The following is a 17656-nucleotide window of genomic DNA, read 5'->3' as shown; positions in this document are numbered from 1 at the left end:
TTTTGGATAGAGACCGACATGGCCGTTGGTGGATCGTTTGACACGTTCCCCAAGCTGCTGGCGCGAAATGCCGCGCAGTTTAGCAGCCGTCCTGCGTTTCGGCACAAGGATCTCGGCATCTGGCAGACGTGGACCTGGGCCCAGGTCGCAGAGATCGTGCGCGCTTACGCTGCGGGCTTGCATCGACTTGGACTACAGCCAAGAGACACGATCGCCATCGTTGGTTCCAACCGGCCGAAGCTCTATTGGACGCTGATGGCAGCGCAAGTGCTGCGCGCGATTCCGGTTCCGGTCTATTCGGATGCAGTGGCTGACGAGCTTGCTTATGTCCTCGCTCACGCCGACGTGAAGTTTGTTGCGGCGCAAGATCAGGAGCAGGTCGACAAGGTCTTTTCTGTATCCGACCGGGTGCCGCACCTCCACAAGGTCGTCTATGACGAGCCGCGTGGCCTCGATGACTACGACCACAACCGATTGATCGCAATCCGCGATGTCATCGGCGACGGCCGCGCCGCGCTTGCGGCCAGCGCGGCGCTCGGCAGGCAGATCGATGAGTTCATCCGGCAGGGTGAAGGTTCTGACATCTCGATCATCCTCTACACCTCGGGAACAACCGGTGCGTCGAAGGGCGTTATGCTGTCGGCGCGAGGCTGCATCGACGCTGCGACGGATACCGTCAGGTTCGACAGCCTGACCGACAAGGACGTGGCGCTCGCCTACCTGCCGCTCGCCTGGGTAGGCGATCATTATCTCAACTATGCACAGGGCCTTGCCGCTGGTTTCTGCATGGCGTGCCCCGAGAGCGGTGGGACGGTCGAGCAGGATTTGCGCGAGATCGGACCAACCTTTTATTTCGCTCCGCCGCGCGTTTTCGAAAACATGCTGACGCGGGTGATGGTCCGCATGGAGGACGCTGCGCCAATCAAGCGACGAATGTTCGACTACTTCCTTGGCATTGCGCGACGGCATGGCGAGTCGATTTTGACCGGAAAGCCGGTGCCACTGTCAGGCCGGCTGCTCTATGCGCTCGGGCGCTTGTTACTCTACGAGCCCCTTAAAAACGTTCTTGGCTTGTCTCGCGTACGCGTAGCCTATACGGCAGGTGAGGCCATCGGTCCGGATCTTTTCGCGTTTTATCGTTCGATCGGGTTGAACCTGAAGCAACTCTACGGTCAGACTGAAGCGTTCCTCTACGTCACCTGTCAGCCGGACGGGGAGATCTACCCCGATACTGTTGGGCCGGCGGCGCCGAACGTCGACATCCGCATTGCGGAATCAGGTGAAGTGCAGTTCCGCTCACCCGGCATGTTTGTCGGATACTTCAAGGATCAGGCGAAGACCGCGGAGACACTGACGGCTGACGGCTACGTCAAGACCGGCGATGCGGGTTTTTTCGACGAGAAGACACGACATCTGAAGATCATCGATCGCGCAAAGGATGTCGGCCGGCTGGCCGACGGCACGATATTTGCGCCGAAGTATCTTGAGAACAAATTGAAGTTCTTTCCCAACATCAAGGAAGCGGTCGCTTACGGCGACTCCAGGGAGTTCGTTTGCGCCATTCTCAATATCGACCCGGCCGCTGTGGCGAACTGGGCCGAACGTAACAACATCGCCTACGGTTCCTACCAGGAGCTGGCGGGACATCCGCTGGTCTATGACATGGTGGCGAAAGATGTTGCCGCGGTGAACCGCTCCCTCGTGGAGGAAAAGGTGATGGCGAGCGCGCAGATTCGCCGCTTTCTCATTTTGCATAAGCAACTCGACGCAGATGATGGCGAATTGACCCGCACGCAGAAAGTTCGCCGCGGATTCGTCGCCGAGCGCTATGCTCCACTGATCACGGCGCTCTACGACGGTTCGCATGAAGCCGACATTTCCACCGAAGTCACTTTTGAGGATGGCCGCAAGGGCGTGATCGCGGCTCGGGTCAAGATCCGCGACTTGCAAACAGTTGGTTCGACGGAATCTCTGGGGAAGGCCGCATGAGGATGCCGGACACCAGCGAAATCTTGCTTCAGGTGGAAGGCGTATCGCTGGCGTTTGGCGGCGTGAAGGCGCTGAGGGACGTTTCGTTTGACATCAGGAAAGGCGAAATACGCGCCATCATCGGACCGAACGGCGCCGGAAAGACCTCGATGCTCAACGTCATCAACGGCTTCTATCATCCGAACCATGGCGCCATCACCTTCAAGGGTCGGACCCGCGCCCAGATGCAGCCGTACGAGGCATCCCGTGGCGGCATCGCGCGCACCTTTCAAAACGTCGCACTGTTCAAGGGAATGAGCGCACTGGATAATATTATGGCTGGCCGCACATTGAAGATGCGCCGGGGTCTTCTGTGGCAGATGCTGCGTTACGGCCCTGCGCTGGCAGAGGAGATCGAGCATCGGCACCGGGTCGAGGAGATCATCGATTTTCTGGAGATTGAGGCGATCCGCAAGGTGCCGGTTGCGCGTTTGCCTTATGGCCTGCAGAAACGCGTCGAACTTGGCCGCGCCCTTGCGATGGAGCCCGATCTTCTTCTTCTCGACGAGCCGATGGCAGGCATGAACCTCGAAGAGAAGGAGGACATGTCGCGGTTCATCATCGACGTCAACAATCATTATGGCACGACCATTGCGCTGATCGAGCACGACATGGCTGTGGTGATGGATCTCTCCCATCGCGTGGCGGTGCTCGATCATGGCGTGAAGATCGCCGACGGCACGCCGGATGAGGTCAAGGAGAATCAGGGCGTCATCGACGCCTATCTCGGCGTCGCGCACTAAGGAGCATTGCGTGATCGGGTTGGGTCAATTTCTCGAAGTGCTGATCGGCGGATTGATGTCCGGCGTGCTGTACTCGCTGGTCGCGCTCGGCTTCGTGCTGATCTTCAAGGCATCCGGTGTCTTTAATTTTGCCCAAGGCGCAATGGTATTGCTCGCAGGGCTGGCGCTGGTCCGCTCGCTCGACCTGCTGGTGGCATGGGGTTTCCCGCTTTGGGCTGCGATCATCTTCGGCATTGGCTTCGCTGCCGTGATCATGGCGATAACCGCCTGGCTGATCGAGCAGTTCGTGATCGGACCGCTTGTCAACCAGGACGGCCTCACGCTGTTCATGTCCACCATCGGCGTGACATTCATCCTCGAGGGTGCGGCGCAGATGATCTTCGGTTCCGATGCTTACCCTTTGCGGCTGTTTCCGACGGACGCCTGGTTCCTGTTTGAAAATCTCTTTCCCGGTGGAATTCTGGTCAACAAGCTGGATGTCTGGGGCGGCTTTATCGCCGGCATTCTGGTCGCGGGCCTCGCGATATTCTTCCAGCGTACCAAGACCGGTCGCGCACTCAGGGCGGTTGCCGACGACCACTTGGCCGCTCAGTCGGTCGGGATTCCAATCAGCTGGATCTGGTTCGTGGTCTGGCTTGCTGCCGGTCTCGTTGCGCTGGTTGCGGCGACCGTGTGGGGTACCAAGCTTGGCGTACAGTTCTCCATCACCTTTCTCGCGCTGAAGGCCTTGCCGGTTCTCATCATCGGGGGCTTGACCTCCATTCCGGGAGCCATCGTCGGCGGGCTCATTGTGGGGGCGGGCGAGAAGATCGCCGAGGTGTTCCTGGGGTCGCATATAGGTGGCGGCATCGAATATTGGTTCGCCTACGTGCTGGCGTTGGCAGTGCTGCTCGTGCGGCCGCAGGGGCTGTTCGGCGAGCGGATCATCGAACGTATCTGAGACGAGGAGTTCGTTGTGCTTTATCGTGAGGCTGGCCAATTCAAGACGACCTACGCGGAGGATATGGCGATCTTCCCGATCCGCCAGGACCGTATGGCGCTCGCCATCTTGCTCGGTATAGCCTTCATTGGCGTGCCGCTGCTGGCCGACTTCGACATTTGGCCGTTCGGCAGCGACTATCTGCTTCGCGCCATTCTGCTGCCCTTCCTGATCCTCGCGCTCGCCGCTATCGGCGTAAACATCCTTGTCGGCTATTGCGGCCAGATCTCGCTCGGCAGCGGCGCGTTCATGGCCATCGGCGCCTACTCCGCCTACAAGTTGGGGACCGGCGTTCATATTCCGCTCGCCTGGTTTGACTTCGCGATTTCGATCCCGCCGTTGCCCGTACTGTTAGCCATCTTGCTCGGCGGTCTCACGGCGGCTGTTGCCGGAATCCTCTTCGGTATTCCCAGTCTGCGGATCAAGGGCCTCTATCTGGCGGTCGCAACACTCGCAGCGCAATTCTTTTTCGACTGGGTGTTCCTGCGGGTGTCGTGGTTCACCAATTATGCGCCGTCAGGGTCGGTCAATGCACCGACACTAGATTTCTTCGGTCTGAACGTAGGCACGCCGATCGAGCGCTATATGCTGTGCCTGATCTTCGTAACGGTGTTCGCGGTTCTGGCGAAGAACCTCGTTCGCGGCAATCTCGGCAGACAATGGATGGCGATCCGCGACATGGACATCGCCGCCGAGTTGATCGGTATCCGGCCGCTCTATGCAAAGCTCACGGCTTTCGCGGTCTCTTCATTTATCATCGGCGTGGCGGGCGCACTCTGGGCGTTCGTCTATCTGGGCTCATGGGAGCCGCTCGCGTTCTCGATCGATCGATCGCTGCAGCTGCTGTTCATGGTGATCATCGGCGGGCTGGGATCGATTGTGGGTTCGTTCGTAGGTGCGGCCTTTATCCTCATTCTGCCGATCCTGCTGAACCTGATTCCGTCCGAGCTCGGCGTGCCGCTGTCGACAGAGACGATCACCCACCTGGAATTCATCATCTTTGGATCGTTAATCTGCTATCTTCTCATCAAGGAGCCACATGGATTTGCCCGGCTCATATCGCTTGGCAAGGAGAAGCTCAGGCTTTGGCCGTTTCCGTACTGAAGAGGCGGTCAGTGCGAAGGAAGCCGGAGATCGCAACGCGGAGCGGCGGTCGTTGGCAGAAGGAGCAAGGAAGCCCCGCGATAACAAGACCCGGTACGGCGAAAACCGGGCTGAACGAGGAGGACAACCAATATGGTACGCAACAAACTGATACTGGCGGCAGCCATGTTATCAAGCGCAGCGATTGCCGCTCCGGCTGCAGCGCAGAACGAACAGTTCATCCCAATACTGTCCTACCGGACGGGCGCGTACGCCGTGAATGGCGTGCCGTACGCAAACGGCGTGGCCGACTACTACAACCTGATCAATGAGCGCGACGGCGGCATCAACGGCGTCAAACTTCTGGTCGAGGAATGCGAGACCGGCTACGCAACCGACAAGGGCGTTGAGTGTTACGAGCGTCTCAAAGGCAAGGGCCCGACCGGCGCGGCCTTCATCAATCCGCTGTCGACCGGCATTACATTCGCCCTCACCGAAAAGACCACGACTGACAAGATCCCGATTATCACGATGGGCTATGGCCGCGCCGATTCCAAGAACGGAGCCGTGTTCGCGTATAACTTCCCGCTGCTCGGCACGTACTGGTCCGCGGCCGATATCGCGATCCAGCACGTCGCCAAGGAACTCGGCGGCGTCGATAAGCTGAAAGGTAAGAAGATTTCGCTGCTCTTTCACGACAGCCCGTACGGCAAGGAGCCGATCCCGATGCTGCAGGTGCTGGCAAAGAAGCACGGCTTTGAGTTTACGCCGATCCCGGTCACGCACCCCGGTGTCGAACAGAAGTCGCAATGGCTGGCGATCCGCCAGAACCGGCCGGACTATGTCCTGGTCTGGGGCTGGGGCGTCATGAACGGCACGGCAGTCAAGGAAGCGGCGGCCGTTGCCTATCCGCGCGAAAAGATGATCGGTGTCTGGTGGTCAGGCGCAGAGCCGGATGTGACGCCGGCAGGCGATCAAGCCACTGGCTACAAGTCGCTGATGCTTCAGCATGGTGCAGGCAAATTCCCCGTGCATGCCGACATAGAGAAGCACGTCTACGCGAAGGGCAAGGGGGCGTCGGAGCCTGGCAAGGTCGGCGAAGTTCTCTATAACCGCGGCATGGTGAACGCCATGCTCGGCGTGGAGGGGATACGCAAGGCGCAGGAAAAGTTCGGCAAGAAGCCGCTGACGGGCGAGCAGGTCCGCTGGGGTCTGGAGAACCTCAACCTCACTGAGGCACGCATCAAGGAAATGGGCTTCGAGGGCATGTTGAAGCCGATCAAGATTTCCTGCTCCGACCACGAGGGCGCGCGGGAGGGGCGCGTACAACAGTGGGACGGCAAGGGCTGGAAAATCATCTCCGACTGGTATACGGCCAACCAATCCGACACCGAACCACTCGTCGAAGAAGTTTCCGCGAAGTATGCCGCGGAGAAGAACGTCCAGCCGCGCGACTGCTCGAAAGAAAGCTGAACGCTTCCCAGCGATCCGGGAGGAGCGTTCGCCTTCTCCCGGATCTTTCGAAAGCTGCAACCGTTTGGAGAGGACCGCGTGTCAATCCCTAAGGCCTCTATGGCGACAGAAGCGGCAGCGCCCTTTCTGTCGGTCAACAATATCGAGGTTGTCTACAGTCACGTCATCCTCGTGTTGAAGGGTGTATCGCTGGATGTGCCGCGGGGCGGAATCGTCGCGCTTCTCGGCGCCAACGGCGCGGGCAAGACAACGACGCTGAAGGCGGTCTCCAATCTGCTGCATGCGGAGCGCGGCGAGGTCACCAAGGGCTCGATCCTGTTCGACGGCGTCGAAGTGCAGTCCCTGTCGCCGAGCGAGCTGGTGCGGCGCGGTTGCATTCAGGTGATGGAGGGGCGGCGTTGCTTCGCCCACCTTACTGTCGAAGAGAATCTCCTGACCGGCGCCTTCACGCGCAGGGACGGCAAGGCCGCGATCGCGCAGGATCTGGAGCGGGTCTATGCCTATTTCCCCCGTCTCAGGGAGCGGCGTGGTTCGACCGCCGGCTATACGTCGGGCGGAGAACAGCAGATGTGCGCGCTCGGCCGCGCGCTGATGTCGCGCCCGAAGATGATCCTGCTCGACGAGCCTTCGATGGGCCTCGCGCCGCAGATCGTCGAAGAGATCTTCGAGATCGTGAAGGATTTGAACGTCAAGGAAGGTGTCTCGTTTCTTCTCGCCGAGCAGAACACCAATATGGCACTCAAATACGCCAACTACGGATATATCCTCGAAAATGGCCGCGTGGTGATGGATGGCGAGGCGAGGGCGCTCGCCGCAAATGAGGATGTCAAGGAATTCTATCTTGGCGTCGCCGGGGACAAGCGCAAATCATTCCGCGATGGGAAGCACTACAAGCGGCGTAAACGCTGGCTCGCTTAGGTGATGACGTTGAGTGATCGGCGCGCGTTGAGTGGGCCCGCCGCGCGAGGCGCGGCGCAAGACCAGACTGTGGTTTGTCTCGCACCGGCATCCGATCAATGCGACATCAATGTGGGTTTGGTCATCGAAGCAAGCATACCACGTGTCATCCCGCCAAGAATAAATTCCCGCAGCCGGGAATGCCCGTACCCGCCCATGACAATGAGATCGGCACCTGCATCGGCTGCATATGACAGGATCGTATTTGAAACATCGATCTTGCTGACGGGAATGCGCTCAATCGTGGCATTTACTCCGTGACGGGACAGATGGGTCGCGATATCCGCACCCGGAGGTTCTGCGCTTTGGGCGCTGTGAGTGTCGGCAACAACAATACTCGTCTTGCCGGAGCGGGTAAGAAACGGCATGGCGATCGGCGATCGCTCGCGTGGCTGCCCGGCTGCCATCCCAGCACACCATGACATGATCGAGTTTGAGGCGATCTTTCTGAATAAAAGGAACGATGAGCACCGGTCTTCCGGATTCGAGCAGCGCCGCCTCAATAACGATATTCGTGGTTCGATGATCCCGGTCCCTTTCGAATTGGCCAATGACGGAAAGATCGAATCGTCTTGCGATATGCGCGAACTGGGTTGGTACGTCGCCGACGCCAGTTTCAATTCTGCGTGTTTCGGCTGAAACGCCGGCGCGACGCATCGCCTCGTTAAACGCGGTGGCCACGGACTCTGCGTGTTTTCGGGCTTCAGCTTGCTGGGCTCGAATAAAGTTAGCCGACAGGTCAACGCCACCGACTATTGCCGGATAGAAGGCGGTCCCCACGACGTGTGCGCCGAATGTCTCCGCAACCGATACAGCGAAATTGGAAACGCCATCTTGCACTTCTTACGACGAGGAGAGCGCCACTGAGATTGTTATAAGTAAATGCCCGGACAATGCCGAGGCTTTGAAGATTTCGATTTTTCTGTTGTCGATTAGGCGACTGCGACAAACGGGTTGTTCTCCCTCGTTCGAGGATAGTTGCGTACTGGCCGCGAAAGCTCTTCGCTCCTCGAATAGGTCGGCGCTAATGGGGATGACCGGCTCGGACGAAGCAGGCTCGCAATCGAAAAAACGACGCGCGTGTCTATTGTATTACATGGTTTTGTTACATCTCGTTACGGCAGTTGCGGCCTTCTTAAGCACGATCATAAAGAGATGGCATCACAAACAGATAGCGCACGTTTTATGGCAGCAGCGCTGTCTTGAAGTTGCCTAGCGACTGCACCATGTTGGAATCGTCGATGAGACGCGTAGGACTTACCGACATCACGGCAGGCAACGCGACGCGCCTCGGCGCATCGCAACGTTCCGCCACGCGACGCTGCGCGTCGCAACACATCGCTACGCAACGCTTGAGCCGCTGGGGAAGCCCGGCGGCTCGCGCGCGTTTGGCGCGAACGATCCCCCTCAATCGCCTGTGGCTCCGAGACGCCTACCGCAGCCAGCCGGAGGCTGAAACCGAGGAGATCTGATCACGAGGGCGCGAGCTAGTCCCGCGCCGTCCGATCCGCCGGTTCACGCCGGCGGGGCCTTACTTCGGTGAGTGCAAATCGCCTTGAAGCCAGCGTCCAAGGCCTTGGACTTCATGGGGTCTTCAAACGCGGCAAAGCTCGTAAGCACTGATTGCAGACGGCGCATTCAAACGTTTGCAAGTCGACGCCCCGGGCGCGTGCTGGCTCGATGCTAACGAGCATTATCTGGGCCTTGCACTTCGGACAGGTGGGGCGCTCAATTGCAGCGAATGGAATGACGGACGAGAGGCGTTGAGATTGGGGCATGATGCTTCCCTCGAACAGGCGGGAGCGCAACACTCTGCCAAGGAGGCGGAGCGGTGATTGGCTGAGTATGCGCCTGAGGAACTTGAGATTTCGCCGCACTCGGGTCGAGGCAATACTCCAGAAGATGCTGTCGAATTGCGGATGAGGCTCCTCCCGCCTCAACGGATAACGGGTGCGCGCGTTACATCCGCCTGCATTCAGCCATCTGATGTCCGAGATGGGTGTGCGCCGTGCAAAGGCGGCGCTTTCCAGTGGGTGCAAACCCCACCCGGCAACCGCTCCAGCCGGAAGCATCGGAGCAGTCATGGAGGTAACGAAGTGGCTGAAGCCTTCGATTAGCGTGTCACGAATTGGTGACAGCGCGAGTGTGCAGGCCGCAACGCGAGTGAACGCCGAGCAAGCCTCGAAAAGGACAATGCGCAGGTCGACCCGACAACCCTTTCGGGGAAGACTGATACGTCTGGATGAAATGAGCGAAACGATACGTTCAGACGCTGCGCCGGGGTAGTGGCGGCGGCATGTACACAAGGAAAGCGTACGCAACACGGGAAGCCCCATGGCGCGGTCAGCGATGACCAACCGAGCGCCCGCGAGGGACAGATCGGGCGCCATGGGGTGGCGGAGAGGTTCGTATTACCGCTGAAGCCGGGTAACGCCGGGGGAGGGAAGGGACCTCAGTTCAAGACAGACGCAACAAGTGGTGAGGGATTTGGAGATTGGGCAACCTATCAACTCCGAAAACTGTTCAGAAGCTGCAGAAGGCGTTGCACGCGAAAGCGAAGGCAGAAGCCGGCTATCGCTTCTACGCGCTGTACGACAAGATCAGCCGCGAGGACATCCTGGCTCATGCGTTCGCCCAGTGCCGCTCCAACAAGGGCGCACCGGGGGTAGACGGCCAGGACTTCGCGGACATTGAGGCGTATGGCGTGGAGCGGTGGCTCGGCGAACTGGCGCTTGCGCTCAGGGAGGAGAGCTACCAACCGGATCCTATCAGAAGAGTGTTCATCCCGAAGGCCAACGGCACGCTCAGGCCGCTGGGCATCTCGACCGTGCGGGATCGGGTCTGCATGACAGCAACAATGCTGGTGCTGGAGCCGATCTTCGAAGCCGACCTTCCACCCGAACTGTACGCGTACCGTCCAGGGCGGAATGCCCAACAGGCGGTGGTCAAGGTGGAAGGGCTGCTGTTCCGTGGCCACCCGGAAGTCGTCGATGCCGACCTCGCGGACTACTTCGGAAGCATCCCCCATGCCGAGTTATTACAGTCGGTAGCGCGCCGGATCGTTGATCGGCGCGTGCTGCATCTGATCAAGATGTGGCTGGAATGCCCCGTGGAAGAAACCGATGATCGAGGAAGGAAGACGCGCACGACCGAAGCCCGGGACAGCCGGCGCGGCATTCCGCAGGGCTCACCCATCTCACCGCTGCTGGCGAATATATACATGCGCCGGTTCGTGCTGGGATGGAAGAAGCTCGGACTGGAGCAATGCCTCGGCAGTCGTATCGTGACCTATGCCGACGACCTTGTGATCCTGTGCAAGAAAGGCAATGCCGATCAGGCATTGCAACAACTGCGCAAGATCATGAGCAAGCTGAAGCTCACGGTCAACGAGGAGAAGACGCGAATCTGCAATGTTCCGGAAGGAGAGTTCGACTTCCTGGGTTACACGTTCGGACGAATGTATTCTGCGAGAACCGGCCAGGCGCGCCTGGGTTACCGGCCATCGAAGAAGAGCATCAAGCGCATGGTTGAGCAGATCCATGCACTGACCGACCGAACCGGGACATGGCAAGAAACCACAAAGCTGGTGGGCAAGGTGAACCGTACGCTGCGCGGATGGGCGAACTACTTCCAAGTAGGCACCGTCAGCAAGGCGTATCGGGCGCTCGACAGCTACACAGCGATGCGGTTGCGCCGGTGGTTGCAGGTCAAGCACAAAACCAGGCGTCGCAAGGGCGGGACCTATCCACTCTCGCATCTTTACGGGCACTTTGGGCTCGTACGCCTGAGCAGGCTTGGGCACGACGTGCCGTGGGTGAAGGCGTGAAGTTTTGTCCGAGAGCCGGATGCGGGAAATCTGCCTGTCCGGTTCGATGAGCGGGGTGTGAAAACGGCGCCATGGTCGAGCCAGTAAGGCACCGCCAGACGAAAGGGGCGGCAACAGATATGCTCGAACCTAAAGCTACCGCGTCACACCTCGACTCTACCAATCGCGTCCTTGTCGGGACGACCGCTGCTGGCGGAAAGCGGACACAAGGAGCACGCCGCGGCTTACAAGCGCGGGTTATGGAATTGAGAGTTACCATTTCTGTAAATTGTCTGTCGCGTATTCACGGGCGCTGAAACTGTGGTCTCTTATCGGGACCGAAGGTCCTGGGCCTTAAGGGGCTTTTGCTCTGCCACGGGTAGGGCCTAACATCGGGTCAACTCAGTAAAGGTAACGGCCGGTAATTTGCTATCCTTCCGTACTGTCGGGCGACCAGGATCATGTGGTAGTGCTCAAAATCGGAGTTATCTCGGATACCCACGGACTCCTGCGTCCAGAGGCCGGGCAACGGCTCGCCGGAGTGACGCATATAATCCATGCCGGCGACATCGGTGGTCCGAACGTCCTGGACGGACTCCGCCGGATTGCGCCTGTTATTGCGATCAGAGGGAACGTCGATAAGGGCCAGTGGGCGGAAAACTATCCGGACACCCAGATGGTAAGGCTCGGCGGGCATTCCATCTATGTCCTCCACGACATCCACGAACTGCAACTCGATCCGGTGTCGTGCGGGATCGACGTGGTTATTTCTGGCCACTCGCATCGGCCGCTGATTGAGACTGTCAGCGGCGTGCTCTATCTCAATCCGGGAAGTGCTGGGCCACGCCGTTTCAACTTGCCCATCACTCTGGCGACTTTGGATCTGACCGCAAGCGATCCTAGGCCACTCATTCATCACCTTGCCGGTACGGGCTAACTGCGGAGGCGTTTCGACCGCGGGCCGAGTCGCTTCCATTCTGCAATGAACTTAGCAGTCGCGAACGGACACGGGTTCTAGGGCGCCGCCTCGGCCGAATGCGTGTCCTGCCTTCCGTGTGCCTTAAGAGCAGAAGCGAGTCGTTCTAAGCCAGAAACGAGTCCGCCAGGGCGGCCGCCTTGTTGTAGGCCTCGTCGCGATCTGGCGGGCCAAAGGAGCGGCTGGGCAGGCGGTTCGCCCTAGCTTCAACAGCCGCATAGTCGGTCCGCGATCATGAAAAGCCCGCTGGGGGCGAGCACCTTCCTCACGGAGCGCAGGACGACCCTGAGGGCTCCTCCTCGTTCTTCTCTGCGGTCATCAACCGCTCCAGACCGGCCACCGCTTCGGCGATCGTTTTCGAGGTTTTCATCCGATTGGCTCCGTTCCGGGCATACCAATCTCTGCTACTCTCGCGAGTTGCGGTCAGCAGATTTAGCTCAGGCATCACGAAGGTCCTCGATAAGGTGGTCCGCGAAAGCGCGGGCGGCGCGCTGATCGTGATCAAGCTTGGTGATGTTTTGCACATCCTGCCGCGCCGCACTGCAGCATTTTGCTTTCGCAAACCGACCGTCCCAGCCTCGCGCCTTTTGACGATCAGGGCTATCCTTTCCCTCTAATTGTGCTTTCGGCGAACCGCATGAAGCTTGGCCCCGGTGGCGGCTCCCGGGTGCAAGAAATGAGCACAGCTTTCGTTGGTGATCAATGACGCATGGCGGCCAAAAGGGTTTCGGCATGACCAAGCACGGCCGATCGGGGCACGCGACGCGATCGCCGCGTTTCCGTTTCCTGCAGAAACTCGAAGCACAGAAGAACGATCGCAAGGACCGCTCTCGGATCAAGGAACCGAAACAGTCCGTCGAAGAGCTATTCCATCCCCGGAAGCCAACACGAACCTGACGAAGACTATCCTTGGATGAACTCCGGGGTAGGCACATTCGGAAATTCGGGTGCTTGTGCTCAGTACGCGAACGGAGCTGAAGGACCGATGCCATTAATCGCTGGCCCGTCAATGACCTGGATACCAAACATGACCTTATCCTGGCCGGAGGTCACGGGAGTAGGCGAACCTTCCTTGTCACCGTCGAACAAGATGAGCACGCCCAAGTCTGAGGCCTTCTTCTCGAGCAGCAGCAGACCCTCAGGCTTCCGCGATAGATCGAAGGGAAGCTCGGCGAGCAGGTTGACCTGTTCGCTTTCGCCATCCTAGGAGAGGATGGCCTAGTTTCCCGGGAACGATTTTCGCGAACAAGTCGCCGACAATCGGCGGTTCGGATGACCTTACCTCTCCCGGCAGCGTACCCTTACGGATCGCTCCGCTCGCGGGGGCGCTGCGGCGACTGAGGATTGTTGGCGGGATTGGTATCGTACTTGGATATTCGCGAGATGAGCCCGCTAGTGGCCAGCGGTTGCAAGTCCGCCTCCAGCGCGTCAGCAATCTCCTTGCCATAGACCTCCCGGTCGTCCACGTAGAGCGTAAAGGATTTCAAATACTTTTCCTTCTTCGCCGGATTCTCGATCGTCGCCTTCGTCCATTGGTAGAGCGGATAGTTTTCGACGCCGTGCTCTTCTGCTGCGGCGACATACTCCGCAAAGGCGTCGAACTGGCATTTCAGCGCAGCGCGATGCTCGGCGAGGACATCGAACAGCGGCGCCAGTGCCGGATCACGGAGTTTTCGGCGTGCCAATTCCGCCGTAGCAGAATCGTTCACATCGAACCTAACCTGATACTGCCACTGAGAAGTCACGCTATTCTCGCCTTCTGGTTGCTCCTTCCGCTCCCTCACGAGCAGGTCCGGCACGCGGGGCCGTGACGCCATCATGGCTGACGGCGACAGCGCCCGATCACGGAAGCGCCTTGGCACTGGTCGCCTCTTGGCGCACGCCTTGTGTCAAGAGCTGGCCGCAATGTCAGGCCGACCGTTGCGTTAGTAGCCCCTCTTTTTGGCAAGGCGCTCGTTGAACGAACGAAGATCGATCACAATTCGTTGGTGGGTTCCGCTGCCGATCTCCTCTATGCCGTCGCTTGCCGACACCTTGAAGTCAACTCGTTTTCCCTCGACGTTGACTACCTCGGCCGTCGCGCACACCTCGTGGCCTACAGGCGTGGCGGCGAAGTGCTGTACATCTACTGCGGTGCCGACCGCACTTTCACCTGCATCCAAAAACGGTCTGATGGCATTGAGCGCGGCGTTTTCCATTATCAAAATCATCACGGGCGTCGCAAGCACTTGCGGCAATATGGCGTCCTTGAACCGGTCGGCAAGATGTTCGGGTAGCACCCGCAATGTCGATGTTCCTCTGGCTCCCAACGGAATCTGCCGCATTCATTCGTCCTAGATCTCTATCTAGACGCGTAGAGCGCTTCGCCCCCAACAGCAGCACAAAAGCGGACATCTGGCTAGGTCAGAGTTGGGCCAACAGCGGTCATTCCGCAACCGCGTAGATGAGTGCGGCCCTTCACCGGGAAGCGAGGCGGCGCGTCGGGTGGAGCGGGCACAAACGCCGCAAGCCGTTTGAAGCGCCTCGCCTTTACGTTTTCGGTACACAGGCTTGACCTTGACGCCCGCGCGTCGCAGGTTTCGGGGCGCCGCGCGCGGCTCGCGCCCAACAGGCAGGATCGATCTTTCATGGCATTCGTGCAGTTCACGCAACCGGACGATCAGCCCATCGTCATCAACACGGATAGGATCGTGACCGCCACACCACTGCCCGACGGACAAGGCACGCGCATCACCTTCAGCAACGGTGGCCATCAGGACGTGAAGCAACTCATCGCTGACGTGCTGCGGCAGTTGAACATAAGCGCGTAGGCTCAGGACATCGCCGCCTGCGCGAACCATTCCGCCGATCAAGTGAGATCGTGCACTTTCTTGAGTGCTGCCCAATGTCGCAGATGGGTCAAAAGCGACATTTCGCGTACGTCCGGTTCTGGCGCAAAGCGGTCATTAGCCAGGCGACTCTCCTAAGCGAGGTGCGGGCTGGCTGCTTCAATTCCCGATAACGTCCAATACATATCAAGAGCCGAATGTCTGGTTCGTTGCGCAGCGCAGATTCAAATCCGTCTTTGTTTCTGCGCCATTTCCGCCGCAAGCAGGATCGCCGCGCGCGCGGCTCCGACCCCTGCGATTCCCTTGCCAGCGATATCGTAGGCCGTTCCGTGTGCCGGCGTACAGATCGGAAACGGAAAGCCGCCCAGCAGTGTCACGCCGCGATCGAAGCCCATCAGTTTCATCGCGATCTGGCCCTGGTCATGATACATCGTCAGCACGGCGTCGAATGCGCCGCCTTTGGCGCGCAGGAACACGGTGTCTGCGGGAAACGGGCCTTCAGTTGCGATCCCGCCAGCGGCGGCTTCGACCACCGCCGGTCCGATCGCGTCAATCTCTTCCCGTCCGAAATTTCCACCATCGCCGGCATGGGGGTTGAGGCCGGCGACCGCAATGCGCGGTCGCTGGAAGCCTGCTGTTTGCATCGAGGCATCGGTGAGCCGCAGCGCGCGCAGGACGCGTTCCCTGGTGATATGCGCTGCGACCTCCGCAAGCGGGATATGCGATGTAACGCGCGCGTTCCAAAGTCCTTCCAGTACATTGAATTCGCTCGCCGGGCCGTCGAGCCCGACCACGTCGGCCGAAAAGCTGATCTCGTCGTCATAGACGGGGTGCGCAAGGCGCATGGCATTCTTGTTGAATGGCGTAAAGCAGACGGCGTCGGCCCGGCCGTCACGTGCCATCGTCAGCGCTTGACGATAATTCGCCAGCGCAAACCGGCCACCTTCGGCCGTCGCGGTGCTTCGCGCGACCGATGCCGGATCGAGATGACCGAGATCGATGAAAACCGGTGCCCGCTCTTCCTTCGAGAGGTCGGCGTCGGGTGGTGCCGATATCAAGTCAAGCTTCACCGCGGCAACGCGCGCGCCGTCGTCGAGCACGCGGCGGTCGCCGATGACGACGATCCGGGCTTTGCTGACGACGTCGTCGAGGGCGAGGAGTCGGGCCGTCAGTTCCGGGCTGATGCCGGCGGGATCACCCATCGCAAGCGCTATGATCGGTCTCATCATCTCCCGGGCCTTCCTGCGGTCAATCTGTTCTGTGCGATTATCATGGCTTTACCTCTGACCGCTGCATCATTCGGCCGATCGTTCGCCAGATCACCGGCATCAGAAGCAGCGCCGCGCCGAGCAGGATCAGCGTTGTCACCAGCGGTTTCGCAAAGAATATTCCGAGCGAGCCCCTCGACATCAGCATCGACTGGCGAAATGCATCTTCCGCCTTGTCGCCAATCACGATCGCCAGCACCAGCGGCGCCAGAGGGTAATGAAGTTTCTTGAACAGATATCCCAAAACGCCGAATCCCATCATCAACATGACGTCGAGATAGGAATTGGAAACCGAGTAGGCTCCGACCGTACAGATGATGACGATCACCGGCGCGATGATGAAGAACGGCACCCGCATTAGCGCCGCGAAGATCGGCACCGTCAACAGCACCAGAACCACAGCCACGACGTTGCCGAGATACATCGAAGCGATCAATCCCCAGACAAAGTCCTTCTGCTCGACGAACAGCATCGGTCCGGGATTCAGTCCCCAGATCATCAGGCCACCCATCATGACGGCTGCGGTAGCCGATCCGGGAATGCCGAGCGACAGCATGGGAAGCAGGGCGCTGGTGCCGGCGGCATGATCCGCGGCTTCCGGAGCGACGATACCCTCCGGCTCGCCTTCGCCAAAATTCGCATGCCGTGGCGAAAGACGCTTGGCGATGCCGTAGCTCATGAACGATGCGGCGGTCGGGCCCCCCGGTGTAATACCCATCCAGCAACCGATCGCCGCGCTGCGCAACAGCGCCCAGCCATATCGCGGAAGACCCGCGAGCGCGCGGAAGACTTCACGCCACTCCACTTTGGAGGAGATGGCCTTGACGTGAAACTCCTCTTCCACCGCAATCAGCAACTCGCCGATGCCGAACAGGCCCATGACGGCGACCACGAAGCTGACACCCTTCACCATCTCGTCGATGCCCATGGTGAGCCGCACGCTGCCGGAGACCGTGTCGATCCCGACGGCGGCCAGGGCAAAGCCGATCGCGAGTGACACCAGCGTCTTGATCGGTGGCGAGCCGCCCATGCCCACGAAGCTCGCAAACGCCAGAAAATAGACCGCGAAATATTCGGGAGGTCCAAAGGCCAGCGCCACTTGCGCGACCCAAGACGCCGAGAGCGTAATGAGAACGACACCGGCGAGCGCGCCAAAGGCGGCCGAGCCGAACGCCGTCGCCAGCGCCGTGGTCGGCCTGCCGTCGCGCGCCATGGGATAGCCGTCAAACGTGGTCGCGACCGAGGAGGGCTCGCCTGGAATATTGAAGAGGATGGAAGTGACCGAGCCGCCGAACAATGCGCCCCAATACATCGATGAGAGCAGGATGATGGCCGATACCGGCTGCATCCCGAAGGTGAGCGGCAGCAGCAGCGAAACGCCGTTGGGCGCCCCGAGCCCGGGCAACACGCCGACGAGAATGCCGAGCAGCACGCCGATCAACATCAGGAAGATGTGATTGCCTGATAGCGCGATGCCAAACCCGTGCATGAGAGCTTCGAGATTTTCCAACGAAGC

15 protein-coding genes are annotated in these 17656 nt (G+C 59.7%); 10 read left to right on the top strand and 5 right to left on the bottom strand.

The window, feature by feature from the left end:
• Nucleotides 1-18: 18 nt before the first annotated feature.
• The 6 genes from IVB05_RS33945 (at nucleotide 19) to IVB05_RS33920 (ending at nucleotide 7224) form a co-directional block, all read left to right on the top strand.
• Complete coding sequence (locus IVB05_RS33945) at nucleotides 19-1989, top strand: AMP-binding protein (protein ID WP_247780340.1); 1971 nt, start codon at nucleotides 19-21, stop codon at nucleotides 1987-1989.
• Nucleotides 1986-2771: an ABC transporter ATP-binding protein gene (locus IVB05_RS33940; protein WP_247780339.1), complete on the top strand. Its 786-nt coding sequence runs from the start codon at nucleotides 1986-1988 to the stop codon at nucleotides 2769-2771. The genes IVB05_RS33945 and IVB05_RS33940 overlap by 4 nt, the downstream gene beginning before the upstream one ends.
• Before the next feature lie 10 nt (nucleotides 2772-2781).
• Nucleotides 2782-3711, top strand: coding sequence for a branched-chain amino acid ABC transporter permease (locus tag IVB05_RS33935; RefSeq protein ID WP_256472712.1), 930 nt, complete (start codon nucleotides 2782-2784; stop codon nucleotides 3709-3711).
• Between the two features lie 15 nt (nucleotides 3712-3726).
• Complete coding sequence (locus tag IVB05_RS33930) at nucleotides 3727-4854, top strand: branched-chain amino acid ABC transporter permease (protein ID WP_247780338.1); 1128 nt, start codon at nucleotides 3727-3729, stop codon at nucleotides 4852-4854.
• 132 nt (nucleotides 4855-4986) lie between these two features.
• Nucleotides 4987-6306: an ABC transporter substrate-binding protein gene (locus IVB05_RS33925; RefSeq protein WP_247780337.1), complete on the top strand. Its 1320-nt coding sequence runs from the start codon at nucleotides 4987-4989 to the stop codon at nucleotides 6304-6306.
• A gap of 99 nt (nucleotides 6307-6405) precedes the next feature.
• The gene (locus IVB05_RS33920; protein ID WP_247787226.1) at nucleotides 6406-7224 is read left to right on the top strand and encodes an ABC transporter ATP-binding protein; all 819 of its coding nucleotides are present in this window, start codon (nucleotides 6406-6408) and stop codon (nucleotides 7222-7224) included.
• Between the two features lie 95 nt (nucleotides 7225-7319).
• Here IVB05_RS33920 and IVB05_RS33915 read toward each other — a convergent pair whose 3' ends face one another.
• On the bottom strand, nucleotides 7320-7631 hold the full coding sequence (locus tag IVB05_RS33915) for a universal stress protein (RefSeq protein ID WP_247780336.1): 312 nt from the start codon (nucleotides 7629-7631) through the stop codon (nucleotides 7320-7322).
• On the opposite strand from IVB05_RS33915, the gene IVB05_RS33910 reads away from it, so the two are divergent.
• The 3 genes from IVB05_RS33910 to IVB05_RS33900 all read left to right on the top strand — a co-directional run bounded on the left by IVB05_RS33910 (nucleotide 7630) and on the right by IVB05_RS33900 (nucleotide 12005).
• Nucleotides 7630-7902 (top strand): hypothetical protein, encoded by a 273-nt coding sequence (locus IVB05_RS33910; RefSeq protein ID WP_247780335.1) that lies wholly within the window; start codon nucleotides 7630-7632, stop codon nucleotides 7900-7902. The two genes, IVB05_RS33915 and IVB05_RS33910, sit on opposite strands and share 2 nt — an antisense overlap.
• A gap of 1855 nt (nucleotides 7903-9757) precedes the next feature.
• Nucleotides 9758-11089, top strand: coding sequence for a group II intron reverse transcriptase/maturase (gene ltrA, locus IVB05_RS33905; protein WP_247780334.1), 1332 nt, complete (start codon nucleotides 9758-9760; stop codon nucleotides 11087-11089).
• 448 nt (nucleotides 11090-11537) lie between these two features.
• Nucleotides 11538-12005 carry a metallophosphoesterase family protein gene (locus IVB05_RS33900; RefSeq protein ID WP_247780333.1) on the top strand — a complete coding sequence of 156 codons (468 nt, stop codon included), beginning with the start codon at nucleotides 11538-11540 and terminating at the stop codon, nucleotides 12003-12005.
• A gap of 1340 nt (nucleotides 12006-13345) precedes the next feature.
• On the opposite strand, the gene IVB05_RS33895 is transcribed toward IVB05_RS33900, so the two are convergent.
• Nucleotides 13346-13789: a hypothetical protein gene (locus IVB05_RS33895; RefSeq protein WP_247787224.1), complete on the bottom strand. Its 444-nt coding sequence runs from the start codon at nucleotides 13787-13789 to the stop codon at nucleotides 13346-13348.
• Nucleotides 13790-13969: 180 nt separating this feature from the next.
• Complete coding sequence (locus tag IVB05_RS33890; protein ID WP_247780332.1) at nucleotides 13970-14368, bottom strand: thioesterase family protein; 399 nt, start codon at nucleotides 14366-14368, stop codon at nucleotides 13970-13972.
• 303 nt (nucleotides 14369-14671) lie between these two features.
• Here IVB05_RS33890 and IVB05_RS33885 point away from each other — a divergent pair, with 303 nt between their 5' ends.
• On the top strand, nucleotides 14672-14854 hold the full coding sequence (locus IVB05_RS33885; protein WP_247780331.1) for a hypothetical protein: 183 nt from the start codon (nucleotides 14672-14674) through the stop codon (nucleotides 14852-14854).
• Nucleotides 14855-15096: 242 nt separating this feature from the next.
• On the opposite strand, the gene IVB05_RS33880 is transcribed toward IVB05_RS33885, so the two are convergent.
• Together IVB05_RS33880 and IVB05_RS33875 are read right to left on the bottom strand one after the other, a co-directional pair.
• A complete protein-coding gene (locus IVB05_RS33880; protein ID WP_247780330.1) occupies nucleotides 15097-16101 on the bottom strand; it encodes a 4-hydroxythreonine-4-phosphate dehydrogenase PdxA in 1005 nt (334 codons plus the stop codon).
• Nucleotides 16102-16141: 40 nt separating this feature from the next.
• On the bottom strand, nucleotides 16142-17650 hold the full coding sequence (locus IVB05_RS33875) for a tripartite tricarboxylate transporter permease (protein ID WP_247780329.1): 1509 nt from the start codon (nucleotides 17648-17650) through the stop codon (nucleotides 16142-16144).
• Nucleotides 17651-17656: the final 6 nt, after the last annotated feature.

This window comes from Bradyrhizobium sp. 170, from assembly GCF_023101085.1.
Taxonomy (GTDB): domain Bacteria; phylum Pseudomonadota; class Alphaproteobacteria; order Rhizobiales; family Xanthobacteraceae; genus Bradyrhizobium.
The sequence above is the reverse complement of the archived record's forward strand: the minus strand, read 5'-3'. Positions and strand labels throughout refer to the sequence as shown.

Bases quoted from the DNA above. Each gene is read 5' to 3' on its own strand.
- IVB05_RS33945 (WP_247780340.1), top strand. From the start codon at position 19: ATGGCCGTTGGTGGATCGTTTGACACGTTCCCCAAGCTGCTGGCGCGA.
- IVB05_RS33940 (WP_247780339.1), top strand. From the start codon at position 1,986: ATGAGGATGCCGGACACCAGCGAAATCTTGCTTCAGGTGGAAGGCGTA.
- IVB05_RS33925 (WP_247780337.1), top strand. From the start codon at position 4,987: ATGGTACGCAACAAACTGATACTGGCGGCAGCCATGTTATCAAGCGCA.
- IVB05_RS33920 (WP_247787226.1), top strand. From the start codon at position 6,406: ATGGCGACAGAAGCGGCAGCGCCCTTTCTGTCGGTCAACAATATCGAG.
- IVB05_RS33910 (WP_247780335.1), top strand. From the start codon at position 7,630: ATGGCGATCGGCGATCGCTCGCGTGGCTGCCCGGCTGCCATCCCAGCA.
- IVB05_RS33915 (WP_247780336.1), bottom strand. From the start codon at position 7,631: ATGCCGTTTCTTACCCGCTCCGGCAAGACGAGTATTGTTGTTGCCGAC.
- IVB05_RS33890 (WP_247780332.1), bottom strand. From the start codon at position 14,368: ATGCGGCAGATTCCGTTGGGAGCCAGAGGAACATCGACATTGCGGGTG.
- IVB05_RS33885 (WP_247780331.1), top strand. From the start codon at position 14,672: ATGGCATTCGTGCAGTTCACGCAACCGGACGATCAGCCCATCGTCATC.
- IVB05_RS33880 (WP_247780330.1), bottom strand. From the start codon at position 16,101: ATGATGAGACCGATCATAGCGCTTGCGATGGGTGATCCCGCCGGCATC.